This is a genomic window from Streptomyces sp. NPDC007896 (genome assembly GCF_042959425.1).
In the GTDB taxonomy this organism is placed as follows: domain Bacteria; phylum Actinomycetota; class Actinomycetes; order Streptomycetales; family Streptomycetaceae; genus Streptomyces.
This window is the reverse complement of sequence record NZ_JBIBKX010000002.1, coordinates 189644-210623: the sequence shown is the minus strand read 5'-3', so window position 1 is coordinate 210623 and position 20980 is coordinate 189644. Positions and strand designations below refer to the sequence as shown.

Here is a 20980-nt window from a genome sequence, read left to right as displayed (position 1 = left end):
AAATTGGGGGCATGCCCATCGACGAAGAGCTCGCCGTGGAACTCCTCCGCCGTACCGACCATGGCCGGTTGGCCGCCAGCCTGCGCGCCATGCCCTTCCTCGCCCTAGCCCGGCACGTCGTGGTGGACGGCCGCGTCCTGTTGCGCCTGCACCGGGGCTGCGGGTACCACCGGGCCTGCCTCGGGAGCGTCGTCGCCTACGGCACCGACAACCTGGCTTCGGCAGGGCCCGGCGAGAGCGTGTGGTCCGTGCAGATCGTGGGCCGGTGCGAGGCCGTGGAGCCGACCGAGGCCCACCGGGAGCTGTTCGGGCCCGCGCCGCGGTTCATGGACGGCGAGCCCTTCGACCCGGTCCATCTGAGCATCGAGCCCCAGTTCTCCACCGTCCATTCCTCGGACGATGCCATGGAACGCCAGTTCCGGAGCGCCCTGTGACTGTCCCGTGATCGAAGACGACTGTCTGTGACAAACCCGAGGTCAGAGGCCCGGCCCGTGCCCTAGCATCTGGCGCGTGCCGCGCCTATCTGCACCACCCCCGGTGTCTCACGCGCCCCCTCTGGGCGCCCTCCTCCGCCAGTACGCCGCCGGGTCCGCGTTGACCTGCGACCCCGTCGAACAGGGGCTGCTCAACCGCGGATACCGGCTCCGCACCACCCGCGGCCGTTACTTCCTCAAGCACCATTTCGACCCCGAGACCGCCGACCCGGTCGCGATCGCCCGCCAGCACCGGGCGACCCAGCGTCTGGCGGACCTCGGCGTCCCCGTCGCCCCGCCGCTGACCGGCACCGACGGGCGCACCGTCGCCGTCATCGGGGGCCACGCGTACGCGCTGCACCCCTGGATCGACGGCCGACACCGGCACGGCGGCCAGCTCACCACGCAGCAGTGCGCACGGCTGGGGGCGCTCCTGGGCGTCGTCCACGCGAGCCTGGAACGGGTGATGCCGACGCAGGGCCGCGCCCCGGCGAGACCGACCGACGTCACCGGGGCGACGGAGGGATCGGCGGGCGCGGGAGGCTCAGCGAGGGCCGGAGACTCAGCGAGGGCAGGCGCGGGAGGCTCAGCGGCGGCGGAAGGGGTGGATCCGGCCCGGGGAGCCGACCCCGCCGACACCTTCGCGCTCATCGACCGCCTGCTCGCCCAGGTGCGCCGCCACCGCCCGTACGACGCCTTCGACGAGCTGGCCCGGCACCGGCTCCTGGAGCGGCGCGCCCTCCTGGAGCGGCATGCCGACCGACGGCCCCCGCAGGGCGGCTCGGTGGGCTGGGTGCACGGCGACTTCCACCCCTTCAACCTGCTCTACCGCGACGGCGAACCGGCCGCGATCGTCGACTGGGACCGGCTGGGCGTCCATCCCCGCGCCGAGGAGGCCGTACGCGCCGCGGTGATCTTCTTCGTACGTCCCGTCGGCGCCCTGGACCTGGCGAAGGTGCGGGCCTACGCGCGCGCGTACCGGCGTACCGCGGGCGCCGGCCCCGCCGAGCTGGCGGCCGCCGTGCACCGGGTGTGGTGGGAGCGCCTCAACGACTTCTGGATGCTGCGCTGGCACTACGAGCGCGGCGACACCCGCGCCGATCCGCAGTTCCCGGCGGCCTCGGCGCTGGCGGTGTGGTGGACGCGGGAGTACGACGCGGTGTGCGAGGCGTTCGCGGGCTGATCGCCGACACCGGTCGGGACAGACACGGCGGCCGGGGCGCGAACACCGCGGCCGGGGGAGGGAAACACCACGCGCGCGTGGCGCCCGTTTCGGGCTTCACGCGCGCGTGGAAGGCGTTTCCGTCGGTGTCCCTCAAGGGTTCTGCGAGCTGCCCTGGCTGTCGCCGCCACCGACGGCACCGTCCGTCGGATCGGCCGGCGTCGTCGGATCCTGGCTCGCGGTCGCCGGGTCCGAAGGCGTCGTATCCGTCGGCGTCGTGTTCGTGGCCGTGTCCGACGGCTGGTTCGAGGGCTGGCTGCTGTAGCTCTGGGACGGCGTGTACGACGGCGTGTAGTTCGAACCGCCGCCCGAGCTGGTGTTGTCGTCCGTGGAATCGTCCGTCGCGGTGTCCGTGGGGCTGTCGCTGGGACTCGCGCTGGTCTCGTTGTCCTTGGCGGACGGCGTGGTGGTCGGCGAGTGGGTCGTACCGCTCCCGCCGCCACCCGTGCCACCGGTGGTGTGGAGCGCGAGCGCGACGCCCGTCGCGATCGCGATCACCGCGAGGACCGCGAGGATCCACAGCTTGCCGCGGCCGCTGCCGTGGTTGCCGTGCCCCTCGAAGCCGCCGTCGTCCCCGCCGCTGCCGTACGGCGGGATGATCGGCGCCGGGATCTGCGTGGTGCCGGACTCACCGGGATGCGGCAGCGCGGTCGTGCCCGCGAAGCCGGACGCCGGGGTGTGGAACCCCTCGTGCATGGCGACCGGGCCGGTGTTCCAGGTGCCGGTGTGCCCGCCCTGGTCGTACAGCATCTGCAGCCCGTACTGGACAAGGCCGCGCATCTCCTCGGCGGTCTGGAACCGGTCGTCCGGCTCCTTCGCGAGGGAGCGCATGACGAGCCCGTCGAGCTCCGGCGGCGCCCCCTGCGCGACCTCGGAAGGGGGTACCGGGATGTCCTGGACGTGCTGGTAGACCACCGACAGCGGCGTCTCGCCGGTGAACGGGGGCCGCAGCGCGAGCAGCTCGTACAGCAGACAGCCGGTCGCGTACAGGTCGGAGCGGTGGTCGACGGCCTTGCCGAGAGCCTGCTCCGGGGAGAGGTACTGCGGTGTGCCCATGACCATGCCGGTCTGGGTCATCGTCGACTGCGCGCCGTGCAGGGCGCGCGCGATGCCGAAGTCCATCACCTTCACCGCACCGGTGTTCGTGATGATCACGTTCGCCGGCTTGATGTCGCGGTGCACGATGCCGTGCTGGTGCGAGTAGGCGAGCGCCTCCAGGACACCGGACACGATGATCAGCGCCTGCTCGGGCCCGGGGGCCTCGGCGTTGATCAGCAGGTCGCGGATCGTGCGGCCCTCGACGAGCTCCATCACGATGTACGGCACGATCGCGTGGCCGACGACGTCCTCGCCCGAGTCGTACACGGCGACGACGGCGTGGTGGTTGAGTCCGGCCACCGACTGCGCCTCACGCGTGAAGCGGGCCTTGGACACCGGGTCCTCGGCCAGGTCGGAGCGGAGCAACTTGACCGCGACGGTGCGCCCGAGGCGCACGTCCTCGGCCGCAAACACCTCGGCCATGCCGCCCCGGCCTAGTCTGTGGGTCAGCCGGTATCGGCCGTCCCCCACAAGTCCGCCATTACCCCACATCTCCGGCGCATCTGACATACCGCCGCCAGTCGCCTCGGGGTCGGACGGGCCCTGAGCGCGCTGCTGCTGTGCCATCAGTCCTCGCCGTCGTTTCTGCCCGCGGTCTGCGCGGTGGTTGTTACGGTCTCCGTCGGGCCACGCTACAGGCTTCGCGCAAGACTCCGGCCCGAGATGGAAGTGAGATGGACCGGCCATGAAACCTGTCCAGGGTGTCGGCGTGCAAATTCTGTGTACCGCCCGTACGGCACCTGTAACGCTTCCGCGACGCTTCTTTCGCAGACGGTCACGGAACGGGCACCGCGCTTGACGTGTCAGTGCCCTACGGCAGACTTGGCCGGGAATCAGCCAATCGATCAACGAGACACAGATCGATCACAGCACGGACTCAGACGGACTCAGACGGACTCAGTACGGGTCACAACGCAGTTCACCGCGCAGTTCATTGCGCGGATCACCGCACGACCGCGCGGAGCGCGCGCAGGACAGCTCGCAGCACAGGCAGAACAATCCGCGCCAATGGGGGACGCAGAACATGAGCCAGGACGGCGCACAGGGCCGGTACGCGGGACGCGCGGTCGCCGGCGGCCGCTACCAGCTGCGTGATCTGCTCGGCGAGGGCGGCATGGCCTCGGTGCACCTCGCCTACGACTCGGTGCTCGACCGCCAGGTCGCGATCAAGACACTGCACACCGAACTCGGCCGCGAGCAGGCCTTCCGCGAGCGCTTCCGCCGCGAGGCCCAGGCGGTGGCGAAACTCACGCACACGAACATCGTCTCGGTCTTCGACACCGGCGAGGACGAACTGGGCGGCATGACGACGCCGTACATCGTCATGGAGTACGTCGAGGGCCGCCCGCTCGGCTCCGTGCTCGACCAGGACATCGCGCAGTACGGCGCCATGCCCGCCGACAAGGCCCTGAAGATCACCGCGGACGTGCTGGCGGCCCTGGAGATCAGCCACGAGATGGGCCTGGTCCACCGGGACATCAAGCCGGGCAACGTGATGATGACGAAGCGCAACGTCGTCAAGGTGATGGACTTCGGCATCGCCCGCGCCATGCAGTCCGGCGTCACCTCGATGACGCAGACCGGCATGGTCGTCGGCACCCCTCAGTACCTCTCCCCGGAGCAGGCGCTCGGCCGGGGCGTGGACGCCCGGTCCGACCTCTACTCCGTCGGCATCATGCTGTTCCAACTGGTCACCGGACGGCTGCCGTTCGAGGCCGACTCACCGCTGGCCATCGCGTACGCGCATGTCCAGGAGGAGCCGGTCACGCCCTCCTCGATCAACCGCTCGCTGCCCCCGGCGGTGGACGCGCTGATCGCCCGCGCGCTGAAGAAGAACCCGAACGAGCGCTTCCCGAGCGCCGAGACCATGCGCGACGAGTGTCTGCGGGTGTCACAGTCGCTGCAGGCCGCCGCGCCGAGCATCGTGCCGGGGGCCAGGACGTCGAGCGGCGCGGGCGTCGGCTCGGCCGTCTTCCCGCCCGTGGACCAGGCGATGCCGACCCCGGGTCCCGTGCAGACCCCGTACCAACCCCATCCCTACGGCGCGCCGACCCCGCCGCCCGCGCCGTCCCAGGCGTACGGGTATCCGCAGCAGGGGGGCTACCCGACGCCGGGGGTCCCGGCGTACGCCCCCCAGCAGGGCGTGTCGACCCCGCCGCCGTACCACCTCACGCCCCAGCCCCAGAACTCCGTCCCGGGAGGTTCCGGTGGCCGCAAGGGCAACAAGGCGGTCGTCGTCGGCTCGATCGTGGTCGCGCTCGTCGCGATCGGCGGTCTGATCACCGCCCTCGCGCTGAACAACAACGGCGGCGGCGACAACCAGGGAGGCGGCGGCAGCAGCCCCTCGACGTCCGTGGTGGCGGGGCACAAGGGTCCGGACACGTCGAAGACGATCGACAAGGAGAAGTGCACGTCTCCGCAGGAGTCGTACAACGACCCGAACAAGATCAAGATCCCGGACTTCCAGTACAAGAACCTGACGTCCGTGAAGTCCTGCTTCCAGGCCGCGGGCTGGCAGATGAAGATCAAGCGCGTCGACGAGAACACCTACGGCCAGGACACGATCATGGATCAGTTCCCGTCCGCGGACGAGGACGTCGATCCCAAGAACATGCCGGTGATCGAGCTGAGCGTCTCTTCAGGCAACCCGTCCTGAACCGCCACGCATAAGCCCGACAACACTTACGAGCGCCCATGGCGCGCATGAGTACCCATAAGGCGGGCCCGGCACTTCACGTGCCGGGCCCGTTTCGTGAGAAGGAGTCGCCCAGGGCTACAGGTACGGTCCGCCGGAGCGGCCGCCCGCGCGCGGGTCCTCGTCGCCGTCCAGGCCGCCGACACCCGGCGGGAGCGCGCGGCGCATCTGCTCCAGCTGGGCCCTGGCCGCCATCTGCTGGGCGAACAGAGTCGTCTGGATCCCGTGGAAGAGGCCCTCGAGCCAGCCCACCAGCTGGGCCTGCGCGATGCGCAGCTCGGCGTCGCTGGGGGTCGCGTCGTGCGTGAAGGGCAGCGAGAGCCGCTCCAGCTCCTCGACCAGCTCGGGCGCCAGGCCGTCCTCCAGCTCCTTCACGGAGCTGGCGTGGATCTCCTTGAGCCGGACCCGGCTCGCCTCGTCCAGAGGCGCGGCGCGCACCTCTTCGAGAAGTTGCTTGATCATGCTCCCGATACGCATGACCTTGGCGGGCTGTTCGACCATCTCTGTCACCGGGACCTCGCGGGAGTCCTCGTCTCCGGTGCCGCCGAGAGCCATCCCGTCCTGGCCAACGACCAGGATCTGGGGGTTCTCCGGCGACCTTTCGTTCCTCGGCATCTCCATGCCGCCATTCTCTCGCACACCTCCACCCCATCACGGTGGTGCCCCCCATGCAGCCTGATCCACCATCCAGGTGACCGCCGAGATGCCGGGAAGGAGGCGTCATGTGAGGCTTGCCCCATTGATCATGGGACTCCTCACCGGGAGGGGGTCACCCACGTGACTCCACGGCTCACCGCGCTCCGTGTGCCCGGACTGCTGCTCGTCCTGACGACCGGCGCGGCATCCCCTTCGTACGCCGTCTCACGCGCCGTCCCGTACGCGGTGTCGTACGCCGCCGATCCCGCTCCGAGCGCCGGCGCATCCCGCGCGGGGAGCAGCGCGGGCCAGGGCCGTACGCGTCCGGGGCGCGAGGAGCCCTCGGCGCCGGACGAGGACGGGAGCGGGAGCGGCGAGGACACCGTGCCGACGTACACGGACCGCGACCCCGCCGGGGAGAACGCCGCGTCGGACCCCGAGGAGACCGGTGCATCCGAGCCGTCGCGGCCCGCGGCGGTGCCCGTCCAGCACGACGAGGTCGGCCCGGCGACCGCCCCCGAACCGGTCCTCAAGATCCTGCCCCTCGGCGGCGGGCTGATCCTCATCGGCCTCGGCCTCGGCCTCGCCTTCCTCGCCCTGCGCCTGCGACGCGGCTGAGCAGATCACCCGGGCACCCGGACCAGGTCGCCGGGGCTTCGGTGCCGCAGTCGTTGCCGGGGACGGCTCCTCCTCGTCCCCTCCCAACCCTTTCCCAGTCCTTGCCTAGTCCTTGCCGGGGACGACGAGGAGGACCTTGCCGATGTGGCCGCTCTCCTCCAGGACCTGGTGCGCCGTCGCCGCTTCGCTCATCGGCAGCTCGCGGTCGACGACCGGCCGTACATGGCCGGAGGCGATCAGCGGCCACACGTGCTCGCGCACGGCCGCGACGATCGCCGCCTTCTCGCCGAGCGGGCGGGCGCGCAGCGAGGTGGCACTGATCGCGGCACGCTTCATGAGGAGCGCGCCGATGTTCAGCTCCCCCTTGGCGCCGCCCTGCAGACCGATGATCGCGAGCCGTCCGTTGACCGCGAGGGCCCGCACGTTCCGGTCGAGGTACTTGGCGCCCATGTTGTCGAGGATGACGTCGGCGCCCGAGCCGTCCGTGGCCCGCTCGATCTCCTCGACGAAGTCCTGCTCGCGGTAGTTGATGAGGATGTCCGCACCGAGCTCGGCGCAGAAGTCGAGCTTCTCCTTGGTACCGGCCGTGACGGCGACCTTCGCGCCGACGGCCTTCGCCAGCTGGATCGCCATGGTGCCGATGCCGCTGGAGCCGCCGTGCACGAGCAGCGTCTCGCCCGGGCGCAGGTGGGAGACCATGAAGACGTTGGACCAGACGGTGCAGGTCACTTCGGGCAGCGCGGCCGCCTGCCTGAGGTCCAGCCCCTCGGGAACGGGCAGCAGCTGTCCGGCCGGGACGGCGACCTTCTCGCCGTATCCGCCGCCCGCGAGCAGCGCGCAGACCTCGTCGCCGACGGCCCATCCGGAGACTCCGGGGCCGATCTCGACGATCCGGCCCGAGCATTCGAGTCCGGGGTACGCGGAGGCGCCGGGCGGCGGGTTGTAGAAGCCCTGTCGTTGCATCAGATCGGCGCGGTTGACGGCGCTGGCCACTACTTCGACGAGGACTTCCCCGTGACCGGGAACGGGGTCCGGCACATCCGTCCACGTGAGCACTTCGGGGCCGCCGGGCTGGGTGATCGTCACTGCCTTCATGAAGCTGACGCTACCCCTGTCACACGGTGAGAAGCCCGCGGGCACCGTCCACGGCGGGCTGCCGGCGCTCGGCCCGGCGGACGACGACGAAGGTGGTCACGTGGTCCCGGCGCGCTGGGTGGGTGTCCGCGGAAGTCCGAGGATTCAACCCCGAGGATTCAGTCCTGTGACAGCGGTCAGCTGTGCGGTGCCACCTGGGCGCCGCGCGTGACCCGCACGATGGTGATGACCCGGTCCGTCAACTGGAGCTTCCCGATGGCCGGATCGTCGTAGCCGAGCACGCGATGCCCCCGTACGACACTGACCACCAGGTCGTCCGTCTCGCGTACACCCTTGCCCACCTCGGCCTTCACGACGGGCCGTTCCACGATGTCGAGCCCGCTGCCCTGCTGGATGAGGTCTTCCATGACCATGCCGGCGCTGGGGCTGAGCACGGAGAGTCCGAGGAGCCGTCCGGCCGCGCTGGCACTGGTGATGACGGCGTCGGCGCCGGACTGCCTGAGCAGCGGCGCGTTCTCCTCCTCACGCACCGCGGCGACGATCTTCGCTTCCCGGTTGAGCTGGCGTGCGGTCAGCGTGACCAGCACGGCCGTGTCGTCGCGCTGGGTCGCGATGATGATCTGCCGCGCCTTGTGGACCTCGGCCCGCATCAGCACATCACTGCGGGTCGCGTCCCCGACGACCCCGGCATACCCCTCGGCCGTCGCCGCGTCGACCGCCTTGGCGCTGGGGTCGACGACCACGACCTGCTCTTTCTTCAGCCCGGTCGCACAAACGGTCCGCACCGCCGACCGCCCCTTGGTCCCGAACCCGACAACGACGGTGTGGTCGCGCAAAGTCGCCCTCCATCAGTTTCCCGAAAGCACCTTATGAGCAGGCCCGTTCAGCCGGCACCGACGACCCGCACACCGGTGGAGCTCATTGCTCTGCCCCCTGCCCTCAACCGTCGACCGTATCCGGTCGGCGCCGCGCGATCCCCTCGGGCGACGCGCCCTCAGCCGCCGCACCACCGAACCGCCCTGTGGTGCTTTGGCTAATCTTCATCGAACAGAACCTCACCCGGCATACGCCCGAAGCCACCCAGGAGCGGGACGTGCCGGGTTCTGTGGTTCAACACCGGTGCAGCATCGTCGTCCGAGATCATGGTCACCACGCCGGCCGGCTGGATCACCGTCGCAGGGGGCAAGCGATGAACGACGAGAAGCAACCACCCTCCAAGACCGGGAGGTTCTCGATTCTCCGGTCCCTCTGGTACCGGTCACGGGCCGAGGCTCTGGACGATGCCGAGGCCGGACGTTCGATCACCATGCCCATCGAGAGCGGCGTGCCGCCTCTCCAGCAGGTGCTACGGCGCTTGGCCATGGCCCTGTTGGTGCTGGCCGTCACTACGTTTCTCGTCTGGTTCGACCAGGACGGCTACAACGACAACTCGGACGGCAGCGTCGACTTCCTCGATGCCGCGTACTACGCGACCGTCACCCTCTCGACGACCGGATACGGCGACATCACCCCGGTCAGCGACGCTGCCCGGCTCACCAACATCCTGGTAATCACCCCGCTGCGCGTCCTCTTTCTGATCATCCTGGTCGGGACCACGCTCGAAGTGCTCACCGAGCGCACCCGCCAACAGGTGCGGGTGCATCGTTGGCGCTCGCGCATGCGGGATCACGTGGTCGTCGTCGGCTACGGGACCAAAGGCCGGCACGCCATCGAGACGCTTCTGGGGCAGGGCATCCCCAAGGACAAGATCGTTGTTGTCGACCCGCAGCGGAAGATCGTGGAGGCCGCCGGCACCGATGGGCTGGTTTCGGTACTCGGAGACGCCACCCGCTCCGACACCCTTCGAAAGGCCGAGTTGCAGAGTGCTGCCCAGGTGATCGTTGCCCCTGAGCGCGACGACACCGCGGCATTGGTCACCCTTACCGCGCGCCAGCTCAACAAGCGCGCGACCATCGTCGCCGCGGTGCGGGAAGACGAGAACGTACCGCTGTTGAGGCAGAGCGGCGCCGATACGGTCGTTACCAGCTCCAGCTCCGCGGGACGTCTCCTCGGTGTGTCCATGGCCAGCCCTCATGCCGCAGACGCTTTGGAGGATCTGATGACCTCCGGGAGTGGACTGGATCTCGCGGAGCGACCGGTGACCAAGGATGAGGTTGGTCGATCGCCTCGGGAGTGCACGGATCTGATCGTGGCCGTCGTACGCGGGAACGCGGTCTTCGACTACACCGAGCCGCAGGCCGCGACCCTCCAGGCCGGAGACCGTGTGATCTCGATCAGGCAGTCAGTATCCAGCAGCTGATCAGGCAAAGCGTGACCGTGGCGTTGCGCTGCGTGCAAAACGCCGAATCTCGCTCAGGACGACATCAAGACCGTGGCGTCCGCCGCCTCCGTCACAGGCAGCGCCGCATATCCCCTCAAGGGCGGAGTCCTGGCGGGCAAAACCCTTGCTACCGCAGTGAACTGTGATGGGACCCGCACCCTCCACAACACGAGGATGCCGACGGCTCGGCGTGAACGTTTCACGTGAAACACTCCCCGATCCGGCTCACCGTCCGGTTCATGCCCCACTCGACTCAGGCATTCCCCATACCGGCCAATGCCCAGGGCAGATCGAGGAGTTCCAGCTCCTGACCCTGACGGGCGCCGCCGGGCGGTACGACCGCGAGGGCGTCGGAAGCCGCGATGCCTCGCAGCATGGCCGGACCGTTGTAGTGCAGCGGCATGGCCCGGTCGGCACGCACCACGACGGGGATGAGCCGGGTGTCGTACGGGTGTCCGTGGACCGCTTCCCCGAGGGGCAGCGTGTACGGCTCCGGGGCCACCCGGCCTGCCAGGATGCGCAGGAGAGGCTCGGCGAGCGTCAGCAGGCCGGAGACGGCCGCCAGGGGGTTGCCCGGCAGGCCGACGAGGTGCTGGTTCTCCGTGGTGCGGGCCAGGAGCATGGGGTGCCCCGGGCGGACCTTGACACCGTCCACGAGGAGTTGGGCGCCGATCCGGCTCAGGGTGGGGTGGACGTGGTCGACGGGGCCCGAGGCGGTGCCCCCGGTCGTGACGATCAGGTCGGCGTCGGAACGGGTGATCGCCTTGTGCAGGGCCTTGGCGTCGTCGCCCAGCCTGCGTACCGCGAGGACCTCGGCACCGAGCGCGCGCAGCCAGGGCGGCAGCATCGGGCCGAGCGCGTCCCGGATCAGGCCCTCCTGGGGGAGCCCCTCGGTGAGCAATTCGTCACCGAGGACGAGGACTTCGGCGCGGGGGCGGGGTACCGCGGTGAGGGTGTCGTATCCGGCGGCCGCGGCGAGGCCCAGCACGGCGGGGGTGACCAGGGCGCCGGCCGGCAGGAGCTGGTCGCCGCTACGGCATTCCTGGCCACGGGGCCGGATGTCCTGCCCGTGCACGGCCTCCCGGGTGGCGTGCAGCCGCCCCTTGTCGTCGAGGCGCCCGTGCTCGCTGCGCAGCACGGCGGTGGCGTCCTGCGGGATGCGCGCGCCGGTGGCGATCCGCACCGCCTCGCCGTCGATGAGCGGCTCCGGCTTCGCGTGGCCCGCGAGTACCCGCTCCTCGCGGAGGTCCCAGGGGCCGGGTCCGGCGACCGCATAGCCGTCCATCGCGGAGGTGTCGAAGGAGGGGAGGTCGGTGAGCGCGGCGAGCGGGGCGGCGAGGACCAGGCCCAGAGCCGCGTCCAGGGACACGGAGGCGGGGGCGCGCCGCGGGACGGAACGGGCGGCCCGCTCGGCGGTCGTACGGGCCTGGGGCCAGGGGGTGGCCTTGTGCCCGTCGCCCTTGCCCTTGGCGCCGGGGGCGTGGGTGCGGTTCTCGCCCTCCGATGTGGGCGCGGGGACCGCGGGGGTGCCGTGGCCGTGCCGGGGGTCGGACGCGCCTCGGGGGTCCTTGACCAAGGCCAGGGCCTCCTCCACGTCGAGGTCGTCGGCGTCCTGGCCGAGGGGCCTGGCGCGGGGCGCGTTCATCCGGCGTCGGGGGTCGGCTTGGCGTCTGAGGTCGGCTTGGCGTCGGGGGCGTCCTCGGCGGCCCAGCGGAGCGCGAGCGCCGCGGCCCTGCGGGATGCCTCCGCGACGGCCTCGGGGCCTCCCCCGGCCTGTGCGGCGGCGTACCCCACGAGGAACGTGGTCAGCGGCGCCGCGGGCCGGGCCACACCGTGCGCGGCGTCGCGGGCCACGTCGAGCAGGAGGCCGGTGTCGACGTCCAGGTCGATGCCCAGCTCGTCCTTGACTGCGGAAATCCATTCATCCAACACGTTCCCATGCTCCCTGATGCGGGCCCGGGCCGCGGCGATGTCGTCCCAGGTGTCGCAGTCGAAGGACGCGACGGGGTCGGAGATGCGGGTGAGGTCGAGCGCGGCGGTGAGCCGCCGCAGCGGCAGGCCGATGACTCCACCGTGGGCGGCGGTGAGCGCCGCCAGCTCCCGGCGCAGGGCGTCCGCGCGGTAGGCGGCCACGAGCGGCTGGTCGCGGCCGTCGGGGTCGGTGAGCAGCACGCCGTCGGGTTGCGCCGGGCCCTTGGGGGCGTCGCCCGTCCGCAGGGCGTCCAGCAGGCGCCCTACCGTCGTCCGGTCCAGGAACGGCAGGTCGGCGGAGAGCACCACGACGTGTTCCGCCGAGGTGTGCCGCAGGCCGGCGTCGAGCGCTGCGAGCGGCCCCCCTCCGGGCGGGTCCTCGCGTGCCCACTCCACGGGCCGCGCGGTCTCTCTGGGCTCGGCGACGACCACCGTGGTGGTGGCGGTGGCACAGGCGGCGAGCACCCGGTCGAGGAGCGGGCGCCCGCCCACGCGCAGACCGGGCTTGTCCGCGCCGCCGAGCCGGCGGGCGGCGCCGCCCGCGAGGACGACGGCGTCGTACGGGGCGGCGGGGCCGGGGGTCCCCGGTGGCTCGGACGCGGTCATCCCCCGAGTATGCGTGCCGCCGCGATCACAGGGAACGCAGGAGCACCGCCGGCTGTTCGACGCAGTCGGCCACATGGCGCAGGAAGCCGCCCGCCGTGCCGCCGTCACACACCCGGTGGTCGAAGGTGAGCGAGAGCTGGACGACCTGGCGCACGGCCAGCTCGCCCTCGTACACCCAGGGCTTGGGGACGATCCGGCCGACGCCGAGCATGGCGGCCTCGGGGTGGTTGATGATCGGCGTGGAGCCGTCGACGCCGAACACCCCGTAGTTGTTCAACGTGAAGGTGCCGCCCGTGAGGTCCGCGGGCGTCAGCGTGCCGGTGCGTGCGGCCCCGGTCAGCCGGGCGAACTCCGCGCTCAGCGATTCCGCGTCGCGCGTGTGGGCGTCCCGGACGACGGGGACGACGAGACCGCGCTCGGTCTGTGCCGCGAAGCCCAGGTGGACGTGGCCGAGTCGGACGATCTCGCGGGCTTCCGTGTCGACCGTGGAGTTGAGCTCCGGGTAGCGGGCCAGTGCGGCGGTGCAGATGCGGGCGAGCAGCGCCAGCAGGGAGATCTTGGGGCCGCCGGTGGCGTTCATCGCCCTGCGCGCGTGCAGGAGTTCGGTCGCGTCGGCGTCCACCCAGCAGGTCGCGTCGGGGATCTCGCGACGGCTGCGGGAGAGTTTGTCGGCGACCGTGCCGCGGATGCCGCGCAGGGGGATGCGGGTGCCGGCCGTGGCAGGTGCCGGGCCGACGGGCGCGGGTTCGGGGGTGTGCGGGGCGAGCAGGCTTTCCGGCTCCAGGACCGGGGTGCCGGCCGAGCGCAACGCGTGCTCCACGTCCGACCGCAGGATCAGCCCGTCGGGGCCGGAGCCCACCAAGGTCCGCAGGTCCAGGCCGTTTTCCCGGGCGAGCCTGCGGACGAGCGGGGAGATCACCGGCACGGGGCCCTCGGCGCGTGCCGTCGTCCCGATGTGGTCATGGGCCGGCCTGGTCTCCCGCGCCGGGGCGCCCGGGTGGTTGTCGGCGGCGGAGTGGTGTGCGGGCCGGGTCTGCGTGTGTGCCCCGGGCGGAGTGGTTGCCCCGGCGGGCGGCCGTACCCTTCTGCGTCGCGCCGGTGGCGCCCCGGTGCCGTACCCCACCAGCACGTTGCCGGAGCCCTCGCTCTCCTCGCCGGAGGACGGCGCGCCGACCGCGACGGTCAACAGGGGGGAGCCCACGGGCAGTTCCGTGCCCTCCTCGCCGAAGCGTGCGGTGACCACGCCTCCGTAGGGGCAGGGGACCTCGACCATCGCCTTGGCCGTCTCGACCTCGACGACGGGCTGGTCGACGGCGACGACGTCGCCGACCTCCACCAGCCAGCGGACGATCTCCGCTTCGGTGAGGCCCTCACCGAGGTCGGGGAGCTTGAACTCGAGCACCTGGGCCATCAGCTGTCCGCCTCCCATTGCAGACGCCCCACGGCGTCCAGGATCCGGTCGACGCCGGGCAGGTGGTGCCGCTCCAGCATCGGCGGCGGGTACGGGATGTCGAAACCGGCGACGCGCAGCACCGGCGCCTCCAGGTGGTGGAAGCAGCGCTCGGTGACGCGGGCCGCGATCTCGCCGCCCGGGCCGCCGTAACCGCCGGCCTCGTGCACGACGACCGCGCGTCCGGTCCGCCGTACCGATGCCGCCACGGTCTCGTCGTCGAAGGGCACGAGCGAGCGCAGGTCGACGACTTCGAGGTCCCAGCCCTCGGCCCGCGCCGCCTCGGCCGCCTCCAGGCAGACGGGCACGGACGGGCCGTACGTGATGAGCGTGGCGCTGCGGCCCGGGCGTCGCACCACCGCGCGGCCTATCGGTTCAACGGCCGGTGGCTCGTCGGGGTTCCAGGAGTCCTTCGACCAGTACAGGCGCTTGGGCTCCAGGAAGACGACCGGGTCGTCGGAGGCGATGGCGGCGCGCAGCAGCCCGTAGGCGTCGGCGACGGTCGCGGGGGTGACGACATGGAGCCCGGGGGTCGCCATGTAGTACGCCTCGGAGGAGTCGCTGTGGTGCTCGACTCCGCCGATGCCGCCGCCGTACGGGACACGGATGGTGATCGGGAGCGGCATGGCGCCACGGGTGCGGTTGCGCATCCGTGCCACGTGGGAGATCAGCTGCTCGAACGCCGGGTAGGCGAACGCGTCGAACTGCATCTCCACGACCGGCCTGAGCCCGTACATGGCCATGCCGACGGCCGTCCCCAGGATGCCCGCCTCGGCGAGCGGGGTGTCCGTGCAGCGGTCCTCGCCGAACTCCTTGGCGAGCCCGTCGGTGACGCGGAAGACGCCGCCCAGGGTGCCGACGTCCTCGCCCATGACGTGGACGGTCGGGTCGGCGGCCATGGCGTCGCGGAGCCCGCGTGTGAGGGCCTGCGCCATGGTGGCGGGTTTGAGCGCGACAGTGGTCATCGGGCCGTACCCTCCGTCTCGGCCTCGGCCGCGAGCTCGGCGCACAACTGCACCTCCTGCTCACGCAGTTGAGGTGTGGGCTCGGCGTACACATGGGCGAAGAGGTCCATGGGGTCGAGCACCGGGTCCTGGTTCATGCGGGCGCGCAGGTCGGCGGCCATGGTCTCGGCGGCCTCGCGGGCCTCCCGTATGCCGTCGTCGTCGAGCAGGCCGCGCTCGGTCAACTCGTGCTCCAGGAGGGCGATCGGGTCGTGCGCCCGCCAGGTCTCGACCTCGGAGTCGCCTCGGTAGCGGGTGGCGTCGTCGGCGTTCGTGTGGGCCTCCATGCGGTACGTCACGGCCTCGACCAGCGTCGGACCGCCTCCCGCGCGCGCGTGGCGCACGGCGTCGCTCAGGACCTCGTGCACGGCCGCCGCGTCGTTGCCGTCGACCAGCCGGCCGGGCATTCCGTAACCGACGGCCTTGTGGGCCAGGGAGGGGGCGGCGGTCTGCTTGGCGAGCGGGACGGAGATGGCGAAGCCGTTGTTCTGGACGAGGAAGACGACCGGGGCCTGCCAGACCGCCGCGAAGTTCAGCGCCTCGTGGAAGTCGCCCTCACTGGTGCCGCCGTCGCCGACCAGGGCGAGCGCGACCACGTCGTCGCCCTTGAGGCGGGCGGCGTGCGCGAGGCCCACGGCGTGCGGGAGCTGGGTGGCGAGGGGGGTGCACAGGGGTGCGATGCGGTGCTCGTGGGGGTCGTAGCCGGTGTGCCAGTCGCCGCGCAGGAGGGTGAGGGCCTGGACGGGGTCGAGGCCGCGGGCGACGGCGGCGAGGGTGTCGCGGTAGCTCGGGAAGAGCCAGTCGCGCTCCTCCAGGACGAGTGCGGCGGCGACCTCGCAGGCCTCCTGGCCGGTGCTGGAGGGGTAGACGGCGAGGCGGCCCTGCTTGGTGAGGGCGGTGGCCTGCGCGTTGTAGCGACGGCCGCGCACCAGTTCCGCGTACAGGCGGCGCAGCAGGCCCGGGTCGACCTGCGCGGCGGCTTCGGTGCCGAGGACGCGGTGGGGCAGCGCGTCGGGCAGCAGCGGCGCGGGGTCGGTGCGGGGCTGCCAGGCGGGCGGCGGCGTGGGCCGGTAAGCGCCTCGCTGCTCCATGACCGTCATGACGGCACCTCCTCGTGGGAGCGGCTTGGGCGCTGCACGGGTGTGAGGCGCCTCACCTACCGATTGTTCGGTCGTCGGCACATTTTGGCTACAGGCACCGTCAGGCTGTGGACAAACGGTTCGGCACAGCCTGAGATGGACGCAGTACGTCCATGGTAGGGAGGCGGGGGGACATGGCACCTGAACAAATGGCCGAGCCGTCGGAGGCCGGCCCCGTCCCGCCGCCCGCCCGTCCGCTCGACGCCATCGATCAGGACATCCTGCAGATGCTCCAGGCGGACGGCCGCGCATCGATACGCTCCGTGGCCGAACGGGTCCATGTGTCCCGCGCCAACGCCTACGCGCGGATCAACCGGCTCATCGAGGACGGCGTGATCCGCGGCTTCGGGGCGCGCGTCGACCACGAACGCGCCGGGCAGGGCACGTCCGCGTACATCACCCTCAAGATCGTGCAGAACTCCTGGCGCACGGTCCGTGAGCAGCTCAGGGTGCTGCCCGGCGCCTCCCACATCGCCCTGGTGGGCGGCGACTTCGATGTCCTGCTCCTGGTGCACACCCCCGACAACAGAGCCCTCCGCGAACTGGTCCTCACCCGCCTCCAGGCCATCCCCGAGGTCCTCAGCACCCGAACACTCCTGGTCTTCGAGGAGGAGGACCTGGAGCCGGAGGGGTGACCGAGCCCGAGCGGTGACCGAGCCCGAGTGGTGAGCTCCGTGCCGGGGGCGGCCGAAGCGTCACGCCTCGTTCCGGAGCCCTCCGAAGACCAGCTGCGCCACCGCGTCGGCGACCTCGCGTTCGCCCATGCCCCGGCTGTCGGGGCGGTACCACTCGACGAGCGAGTTGATCATTCCGAAGACCAGGCGGGTCGCGAGGCGGACCTCGATGTCGCCGCGTACGTCCCCGTCGGCGGCCGCGGCCTTCAGGAGTTCGGCCACCTGGTGGTCGAACTCGCGGCGCCGCTCCAGGGCCCAGCGCTCGGTGCCCGTGTTGCCGCGCACGCGCAGCAGCAGGGTCACGTACGGGAGTTCCGCGGTGAGTACCTCGACCATGCGCCGTACGACGTACTCCAGGCGCTCCACCGCACGCCCCACGCGCGCGTGCTCCTCGTCGAGGATGGCGAAGAGGCCGTCCAGAGCCCGGCTGACGGCGCGGCGCAGCAGCTCCTCCTTGCCCGTGACGTGGTGGTATATCGACGACTTGGAAATGCCGGCCGCCTTGGAGAGATGCTCCATGGAGGTGCCGTCGTAGCCGCGTTCGTTGAAGACCTGGACGGCGACGGAGAGCAGGCTCTCGGGGGTGTACGTGTCGCGCTTGGCGGTGGTCATGAGCTTCCCTCGCGCTTCTCGGTGGCGTACGCGTGGCGGTAGAGCGCGAGAGAGGGCGCGTAGCGCCCGGAGGGATCGCGCTGGTGCAGGTCGTCCAGAAGGGAGCAGGCCCAGCTCCGGCCGAGCCTGCGGCTCCATTCGAAGGGGCCCAGGGGGTAGTTGACCCCGAGCCGCATCGCGGTGTCGATGTCCTCCTCGGTGGCGACGCCCTTGGCGACGGCGTCGTGCGCAAGATCGACGATCCTCGCCACGGTCCGGGCGACGATCATGCCGGGAACGTCCCCGATGACACTGACGGTCTTGCCCAGCGCCTGGAAGAGGCCGACGGCCTCGGAGAGGGTCTGCGGGGCGGTGTCCTGGGAGGCCGAAAGGGCGATCCTGGTCGCCCGGCGGTAGTCGAGCGCCAGGTCGAAGTAGACGACGTCGCGGAACTCGACCGACGTCTGGCCGTCGGCTAGGACCAGCTGGCCGCCGCTGGGCAGCACCAGCCGGGTCCCGTGGTCCTCCTCGTCCTCGCGGACCTGGATTCCCGCCTCGCGGATCAGCGTGAGCAGTTCGGAGGCCGGGCCCAGATCGCCCTCGGCGACGACGTACGCGGGCGCCTGCGCCTTCTCCGCGGTGTGCGGCTCGGGACGCTCGGCGTCGGCCCCGTGGTCGTACCAGCCGTGCCCCGTCTTGCGGCCGAGCCGGCCGGACTCGACGAGCCGCCGCTGGGCGAGCGAGGGCGTGAAGCGCACGTCCTGGAAGAAGGACTGCCACACGGAGTGCGTCACGGACTCGTTGACGTCCTGGCCGATCAGGTCGGTCAGCTCGAAGGCCCCCATCCGGAAACCGCCGGACTCGCGCAGGACGGCGTCGATCGTCGCGGGGTCGGCGGCCTGCGCCTCGTACACCGCGAAGGCCTCGGCGTAGAAGGGCCGGGCGATGCGGTTGACGATGAAGCCGGGGGTGTCGGCGCAGGCGACCGGTGTCTTCCCCCAGGCGCGTGCCGTCTCGTACGCGCGCGTGGCCGACGAGAAGTCGCTCGCGTACCCGGAGACGACCTCCACCAGCGGCAGCAGCGGCGCCGGGTTGAAGAAGTGCAGTCCGACCAGACGGCCGGGGTTGCGCAGAGCGCCGCCGATGGCCGTGACGGACAGGGACGAGGTGTTGGTGGCGAGCAGACAGTCGTGTTCGACGATGTCCTCGAGCTCGCGGAACAGCTGCTGTTTCGCCTCGAGTTGTTCGAGCACCGCCTCGATGACGAGCGCGCAGTCCGCCAGCTCGGCGAGGCTGTGCGCGGGGTGCAGCCGGGCGCGTGCCGCGTCCCGGTCGGCGGCGACGAGCCGGTCCTTCTCGACGAGCCGGTCGAGACGCGCGCCGATCGCTTCGGCCGCCGCGTCGGCACGCCCGGGAACCGTGTCGAAGAGCCGCACGGGGTGGCCCGCGACGAGCGCGACCTGGGCGATGCCCTGGCCCATGGTGCCGGTGCCGACGACGGCCACGGGGCTGTTGAGGTCGAGTGCTGTCATGTGCGCGATCCTCCCGCACGGGGTTTTCCACAGATGCGGCGGACCCCCTTGTCCCGACCGATCGTTCGGTTACTCTAACTCTGTCCGGCTATTTCTGCCCAGGTCATGAGCTCAGCGAAGAGTTCTTGAGACGAGGAGATGGTCCCGCATGGCCGCCGAACTGACCGCGCACGAGCTGACCGCCCAGCACCGGCCCACGCTCGACCAGGCACTGGAAGCGATCCGTACGCGCGCGTACTGGTCCCCGCACCCCGAGCACCCGAAGGCCTACGGGGAGAACGGCAGCCTGAGCATGCCCGAGGGCAAGGCCGCCTTCGACGCCCTCCTCGGCAGCCGCCTCGACCTCGGCCAGCCCGGCACCGACGACTGGGTGGGCGGCGAGATCTCCCCGTACGGCATCGAGCTGGGCGTCACCTACCCGCACGCGGACGTCGACGTGCTGCTGCCCGCCATGCGGGCCGGGCAGCGGGCCTGGCGCGACGCGGGCGCGGAGATGCGCGCGCTGGTCTGTCTGGAGATCCTCAAGCGGATCGCCGACCGCACGCACGAGTTCGCGCACGCGGTCATGCACACCAGCGGCCAGGCCTTCATGATGGCGTTCCAGGCGGGCGGCCCGCACGCGCAGGACCGCGGCCTGGAGGCGGTGGCGTACGCGTATGTGGAGCAGGTCCGCACCCCCGACACCGCGGAGTGGACCAAGCCCCAGGGCAAGCGCGACCCGCTCGCGATGACCAAGCGGTTCACGCCGGTGCCGCGCGGCATCGCGCTGGTGATCGGCTGCAACACCTTCCCGACGTGGAACGGCTATCCGGGCCTGTTCGCCTCCCTGGCCACCGGCAACGCCGTGCTCGTCAAGCCGCACCCGCGCGCGGTGCTGCCGCTCGCGCTCACCGTCCAGGTCGCGCGCGAGGTGCTCGCCGAGGCGGGCTTCGACCCGAACCTGGTGGCGCTGGCCGCCGAGCGGCCCGGGGAGGGCATCGCCAAGACCCTGGCCGTGCGCCCCGAGATCCGGATCATCGACTACACCGGGTCGACGGCGTTCGGCGACTGGCTGGAGACCCACGCCCGCCAGGCGCAGGTCTACACGGAGAAGGCCGGCGTCAACACGGTGATCGTGGAGTCGACCGACGACTACAAGGGGATGCTGTCCAACCTGGCCTTCTCCTTGTCCCTGTACAGCGGCCAGATGTGCACGACCCCGCAGAACCTCCTCATCCCCCGCGACGGCATCCGTACGGAGGAGGGCTCCAAGTCGTACGACGAGGTGGTCGCCGACCTCGCCCGGTCGGTCGACGGACTCCTCGGGGACGACGCGCGTGCCAACGGGCTGCTGGGCGCGATCGTGAACCCGGACGTCAAGGCGCGTCTGGAGGCCGCGGCGGGGCTCGGCGAGGTCGCCCTCGCCTCACGGGAGATCGCCAACCCGGAGTTCCCGGACGCGGTCGTCCGCACCCCGGTGATCGTCAAGCTCGACGGCGCGCGGAAGTACTGGGAGAGTGCCGACGACGAGGCCGCCTACATGAACGAGTGCTTCGGACCGGTGTCCTTCGCGGTCGCGGTCGACTCGGCGGGGGACGCGGTGGAGCTGCTGCGGCGGACCGTCCGGGAGAAGGGGGCGATGACCGTCGGGGCGTACACCACCGACGAGGTCGTCGAGGAGGCCGTGCAGGAGGCCTGTCTGGAGGAGTGCGCCCAGCTGTCCCTGAATCTGACGGGCGGCGTGTACGTCAACCAGACGGCGGCGTTCTCCGACTTCCACGGGTCGGGGGGCAACCCGGCGGCGAACGCCGCGCTGTGCGACGGGGGCTTCGTGGCCAACCGGTTCCGGGTGGTGGAGGTCAGGCGCTAGATCCCGA

General features: G+C 71.3%; 17 protein-coding genes and 1 pseudogene. 7 read left to right on the top strand and 11 right to left on the bottom strand.

What is annotated here, in order from left to right:
* Positions 1–11: 11 nt before the first annotated feature.
* Positions 12–434 (top strand): pyridoxamine 5'-phosphate oxidase family protein, encoded by a 423-nt coding sequence (locus ACFZDJ_RS08590; RefSeq protein ID WP_391057152.1) that lies wholly within the window; start codon positions 12–14, stop codon positions 432–434.
* A 103-nt stretch (positions 435–537) separates the two neighbouring features.
* On the top strand, positions 538–1656 hold the full coding sequence (locus ACFZDJ_RS08585; RefSeq protein ID WP_391057149.1) for a phosphotransferase: 1119 nt from the start codon (positions 538–540) through the stop codon (positions 1654–1656).
* A 132-nt stretch (positions 1657–1788) separates the two neighbouring features.
* Here the strand turns inward: ACFZDJ_RS08585 and ACFZDJ_RS08580 are convergent, their stop codons facing one another.
* Positions 1789–3360, bottom strand: a complete 1572-nt coding sequence (locus tag ACFZDJ_RS08580) for a protein kinase (protein ID WP_391057146.1) — start codon at positions 3358–3360, stop codon at positions 1789–1791.
* A gap of 457 nt (positions 3361–3817) precedes the next feature.
* Between ACFZDJ_RS08580 and ACFZDJ_RS08575 the strand changes: the two genes are divergently transcribed.
* Complete coding sequence (locus tag ACFZDJ_RS08575) at positions 3818–5449, top strand: protein kinase (RefSeq protein ID WP_391057143.1); 1632 nt, start codon at positions 3818–3820, stop codon at positions 5447–5449.
* A gap of 117 nt (positions 5450–5566) precedes the next feature.
* On the opposite strand, the gene ACFZDJ_RS08570 is transcribed toward ACFZDJ_RS08575, so the two are convergent.
* On the bottom strand, positions 5567–6109 hold the full coding sequence (locus ACFZDJ_RS08570) for a bacterial proteasome activator family protein (RefSeq protein ID WP_054234194.1): 543 nt from the start codon (positions 6107–6109) through the stop codon (positions 5567–5569).
* A 156-nt stretch (positions 6110–6265) separates the two neighbouring features.
* Here ACFZDJ_RS08570 and ACFZDJ_RS08565 point away from each other — a divergent pair, with 156 nt between their 5' ends.
* Entirely contained in the window at positions 6266–6742 is a 477-nt protein-coding gene (locus ACFZDJ_RS08565) for a hypothetical protein (RefSeq protein WP_391057140.1), read from the top strand.
* Between the two features lie 105 nt (positions 6743–6847).
* Here the strand turns inward: ACFZDJ_RS08565 and ACFZDJ_RS08560 are convergent, their stop codons facing one another.
* Both ACFZDJ_RS08560 and ACFZDJ_RS08555 read right to left on the bottom strand, forming a co-directional pair.
* Positions 6848–7837, bottom strand: coding sequence for a zinc-binding dehydrogenase (locus ACFZDJ_RS08560; RefSeq protein WP_391057137.1), 990 nt, complete (start codon positions 7835–7837; stop codon positions 6848–6850).
* Positions 7838–8013: 176 nt separating this feature from the next.
* Positions 8014–8685: pseudogene (locus ACFZDJ_RS08555) on the bottom strand (potassium channel family protein); the annotation flags it as partial.
* Positions 8686–9026: 341 nt separating this feature from the next.
* Here ACFZDJ_RS08555 and ACFZDJ_RS08550 point away from each other — a divergent pair.
* Positions 9027–10136 carry an NAD-binding protein gene (locus tag ACFZDJ_RS08550; RefSeq protein WP_391057134.1) on the top strand — a complete coding sequence of 370 codons (1110 nt, stop codon included), beginning with the start codon at positions 9027–9029 and terminating at the stop codon, positions 10134–10136.
* Between the two features lie 274 nt (positions 10137–10410).
* On the opposite strand, the gene ACFZDJ_RS08545 is transcribed toward ACFZDJ_RS08550, so the two are convergent.
* From ACFZDJ_RS08545 to pdhA, 5 genes are read right to left on the bottom strand one after another with little or no spacing between them, the layout of a single operon-like run.
* Entirely contained in the window at positions 10411–11802 is a 1392-nt protein-coding gene (locus ACFZDJ_RS08545) for a molybdopterin-binding protein (RefSeq protein WP_391057132.1), read from the bottom strand.
* On the bottom strand, positions 11799–12734 hold the full coding sequence (locus ACFZDJ_RS08540; protein WP_391057130.1) for an NTP transferase domain-containing protein: 936 nt from the start codon (positions 12732–12734) through the stop codon (positions 11799–11801). Before ACFZDJ_RS08540 ends, ACFZDJ_RS08545 begins: the two co-directional genes overlap by 4 nt.
* 25 nt (positions 12735–12759) lie before the next feature.
* A complete protein-coding gene (locus ACFZDJ_RS08535; protein WP_391057128.1) occupies positions 12760–14145 on the bottom strand; it encodes a 2-oxo acid dehydrogenase subunit E2 in 1386 nt (461 codons plus the stop codon).
* Entirely contained in the window at positions 14145–15149 is a 1005-nt protein-coding gene (locus ACFZDJ_RS08530) for an alpha-ketoacid dehydrogenase subunit beta (RefSeq protein WP_101399209.1), read from the bottom strand. Before ACFZDJ_RS08530 ends, ACFZDJ_RS08535 begins: the two co-directional genes overlap by 1 nt.
* Positions 15146–16288 (bottom strand): pyruvate dehydrogenase (acetyl-transferring) E1 component subunit alpha, encoded by a 1143-nt coding sequence (gene pdhA, locus ACFZDJ_RS08525; RefSeq protein WP_391057125.1) that lies wholly within the window; start codon positions 16286–16288, stop codon positions 15146–15148. Before pdhA ends, ACFZDJ_RS08530 begins: the two co-directional genes overlap by 4 nt.
* A 173-nt stretch (positions 16289–16461) precedes the next feature.
* Here pdhA and ACFZDJ_RS08520 point away from each other — a divergent pair, with 173 nt between their 5' ends.
* Positions 16462–16962: an Lrp/AsnC family transcriptional regulator gene (locus ACFZDJ_RS08520; RefSeq protein ID WP_373306538.1), complete on the top strand. Its 501-nt coding sequence runs from the start codon at positions 16462–16464 to the stop codon at positions 16960–16962.
* 60 nt (positions 16963–17022) lie between these two features.
* On the opposite strand, the gene ACFZDJ_RS08515 is transcribed toward ACFZDJ_RS08520, so the two are convergent.
* Together ACFZDJ_RS08515 and ACFZDJ_RS08510 are read right to left on the bottom strand one after the other, a co-directional pair.
* Complete coding sequence (locus tag ACFZDJ_RS08515) at positions 17023–17613, bottom strand: TetR/AcrR family transcriptional regulator (protein ID WP_168509697.1); 591 nt, start codon at positions 17611–17613, stop codon at positions 17023–17025.
* A complete protein-coding gene (locus ACFZDJ_RS08510; protein ID WP_390932804.1) occupies positions 17610–19124 on the bottom strand; it encodes a 3-hydroxyacyl-CoA dehydrogenase in 1515 nt (504 codons plus the stop codon). Before ACFZDJ_RS08510 ends, ACFZDJ_RS08515 begins: the two co-directional genes overlap by 4 nt.
* 148 nt (positions 19125–19272) lie before the next feature.
* Here ACFZDJ_RS08510 and paaN point away from each other — a divergent pair, with 148 nt between their 5' ends.
* Positions 19273–20973 carry a phenylacetic acid degradation protein PaaN gene (gene paaN, locus ACFZDJ_RS08505; protein ID WP_391057123.1) on the top strand — a complete coding sequence of 567 codons (1701 nt, stop codon included), beginning with the start codon at positions 19273–19275 and terminating at the stop codon, positions 20971–20973.
* Positions 20974–20980 lie beyond the last annotated feature (7 nt).

What these genes read in the sequence shown, in the direction of transcription:
- ACFZDJ_RS08515 (WP_168509697.1), bottom strand. Translation starts at nt 17,613, where the DNA reads ATGACCACCGCCAAGCGCGACACGTACACCCCCGAGAGCCTGCTCTCC.
- ACFZDJ_RS08550 (WP_391057134.1), top strand. Translation starts at nt 9,027, where the DNA reads ATGAACGACGAGAAGCAACCACCCTCCAAGACCGGGAGGTTCTCGATT.
- paaN (WP_391057123.1), top strand. Translation starts at nt 19,273, where the DNA reads ATGGCCGCCGAACTGACCGCGCACGAGCTGACCGCCCAGCACCGGCCC.
- ACFZDJ_RS08535 (WP_391057128.1), bottom strand. Translation starts at nt 14,145, where the DNA reads ATGGCCCAGGTGCTCGAGTTCAAGCTCCCCGACCTCGGTGAGGGCCTC.
- pdhA (WP_391057125.1), bottom strand. Translation starts at nt 16,288, where the DNA reads ATGACGGTCATGGAGCAGCGAGGCGCTTACCGGCCCACGCCGCCGCCC.
- ACFZDJ_RS08545 (WP_391057132.1), bottom strand. Translation starts at nt 11,802, where the DNA reads ATGAACGCGCCCCGCGCCAGGCCCCTCGGCCAGGACGCCGACGACCTC.
- ACFZDJ_RS08590 (WP_391057152.1), top strand. Translation starts at nt 12, where the DNA reads ATGCCCATCGACGAAGAGCTCGCCGTGGAACTCCTCCGCCGTACCGAC.
- ACFZDJ_RS08510 (WP_390932804.1), bottom strand. Translation starts at nt 19,124, where the DNA reads ATGACAGCACTCGACCTCAACAGCCCCGTGGCCGTCGTCGGCACCGGC.
- ACFZDJ_RS08520 (WP_373306538.1), top strand. Translation starts at nt 16,462, where the DNA reads ATGGCACCTGAACAAATGGCCGAGCCGTCGGAGGCCGGCCCCGTCCCG.
- ACFZDJ_RS08540 (WP_391057130.1), bottom strand. Translation starts at nt 12,734, where the DNA reads ATGACCGCGTCCGAGCCACCGGGGACCCCCGGCCCCGCCGCCCCGTAC.
- ACFZDJ_RS08530 (WP_101399209.1), bottom strand. Translation starts at nt 15,149, where the DNA reads ATGACCACTGTCGCGCTCAAACCCGCCACCATGGCGCAGGCCCTCACA.
- ACFZDJ_RS08580 (WP_391057146.1), bottom strand. Translation starts at nt 3,360, where the DNA reads ATGGCACAGCAGCAGCGCGCTCAGGGCCCGTCCGACCCCGAGGCGACT.
- ACFZDJ_RS08575 (WP_391057143.1), top strand. Translation starts at nt 3,818, where the DNA reads ATGAGCCAGGACGGCGCACAGGGCCGGTACGCGGGACGCGCGGTCGCC.
- ACFZDJ_RS08570 (WP_054234194.1), bottom strand. Translation starts at nt 6,109, where the DNA reads ATGGAGATGCCGAGGAACGAAAGGTCGCCGGAGAACCCCCAGATCCTG.
- ACFZDJ_RS08560 (WP_391057137.1), bottom strand. Translation starts at nt 7,837, where the DNA reads ATGAAGGCAGTGACGATCACCCAGCCCGGCGGCCCCGAAGTGCTCACG.